This window comes from Ruegeria sp. CH6, assembly GCF_056537005.1.
In genome coordinates, this window is the sequence record NZ_JBQFQS010000048.1 from 1 (window position 1) to 1,596 (window position 1,596).

At 61.6% G+C, this 1,596-nt stretch carries 2 protein-coding genes; both read right to left on the bottom strand.

What is annotated here, in order from left to right; all coding sequences use genetic code 11:
• A partial coding sequence (locus ACR0CW_RS23115) for an electron transfer flavoprotein subunit alpha/FixB family protein (protein ID WP_480789581.1) occupies positions 1-821 on the bottom strand: 821 nt, incomplete at its 3' end.
• Positions 821-1,579, bottom strand: coding sequence for an electron transfer flavoprotein subunit beta/FixA family protein (locus tag ACR0CW_RS23120; RefSeq protein WP_480594586.1), 759 nt, complete (start codon positions 1,577-1,579; stop codon positions 821-823). The genes ACR0CW_RS23120 and ACR0CW_RS23115, both read right to left, overlap by 1 nt.
• Positions 1,580-1,596: the final 17 nt, after the last annotated feature.

The window sequence follows — 1,596 nt, forward strand, 5'->3', positions numbered from 1 at the left end:
ATGACCTTGGAGTCCTTCATGCCCGCCAAATGCTGGATCGCGCCCGAGATGCCGATGGCGACATAGAGATCGGGAGCAACAACCTTACCGGTCTGACCCACCTGCCAGTCGTTCGGGGCATAGCCCGAGTCCACGGCCGCGCGCGACGCGCCAACGGCGGCACCCAGTTTGTCAGCCAGGGTTTCGATCAGTTTGAAGTCCTCTTCCGAGCCGACACCACGGCCGCCCGAGACAACAACGCCAGCCGAGGTCAGTTCCGGACGGTCGCTTTCGGCAACCTTGTCCTCGACCCATTCGGACAGACCCGGGTTGTCGCCAACCGAGATGGTCTCAACCGCAGCCGAGCCGCCTTCACCGGCGGCATCAAAGGACGCGGTACGGAAGGTGACGACTTTCTTGGCGTCGTTCGATTTTACGGTCTGGATCGCGTTACCCGCGTAGATCGGACGCTCGAAGGTCGAGCCGTCAACCACGCCGGATGCATCCGAGATCACCATGGCGTCCAGCAGGGCTGCAACGCGCGGCATAACGTTCTTGGCGTCGGTGGTGGCAGGGGCAACGATGTGCTCGTAGCCATCGGCCAGACCCACGATCAGGGCTGCGGTCGATTCCGCCAGGCGGTGACCCAGCGAGGCATCTTCGGCAACCAGAACCTTGGACACGCCGTCGATCTTGGCGGCGGCCTCACCGGCAGCAGCGGCAGAACCGCCCGCGGCCAGAACAGTCACGTCACCCAGCGCCTTGGCAGCGGTGACAGCCTTGGCGGTGGCGTCCAGCGCCAGTTCGCCGTTGTTAACCTCTGCGAGAAGAAGAACAGCCATTACACAGCCCCCGCTTCTTTGAGTTTTCCAACCAGCTCGTCGACCGAGCCTACGATGATACCGGCGGCACGTGCCGGCGGCTCTTCGGTCTTGACGATTTCCAGACGTGGCGTGACGTCGACGCCGTAATCGGCGGCGGTTTTCTCATCCAGCGGCTTTTTCTTCGCCTTCATGATGTTCGGCAGCGACGCATAGCGCGGCTCGTTCAGGCGCAGGTCAACGGTCACGATGGTCGGCATCTTGACGCTGATGGTCTGCAGACCGCCGTCAACCTCGCGGGTGATCTTGGCGCTGTCGCCTTCAATGTCCAGCTCGGACGCGAAGGTACCTTGCGACCAGCCCAGCAGGGCCGACAGCATCTGACCGGTGGCGTTCATGTCGTTGTCGATTGCCTGCTTGCCCGCCAGAACGATGCCCGGCTGCTCTTCCTCGACCACTTTGGCAAGGATTTTGGCAACGGCCAGAGGCTCGATGTCCTGATGGACGTCATCCGCAGCGACAACCAGAATGGCGCGGTCGGCGCCCATGGCCAGTGCGGTGCGCAGGGTTTCCTGCGCCTGCTTCACGCCGATCGAAACCGCAACAACCTCATCGGCCTTGCCAGCTTCTTTCAGGCGGATCGCTTCTTCCACCGCAATCTCGTCGAACGGGTTCATCGACATTTTGACATTGGCGAGATCAACACCGCTACCGTCCGCTTTCACGCGAACCTTCACATTATAGTCAATCACGCGTTTGACAGGCACGAGTACCTTCATTTCTGCGCTTGCTCCTT

Excerpts from the sequence above, each read along its gene's own strand:
- ACR0CW_RS23120 (WP_480594586.1), bottom strand. The coding sequence starts at position 1,579 with ATGAAGGTACTCGTGCCTGTCAAACGCGTGATTGACTATAATGTGAAG.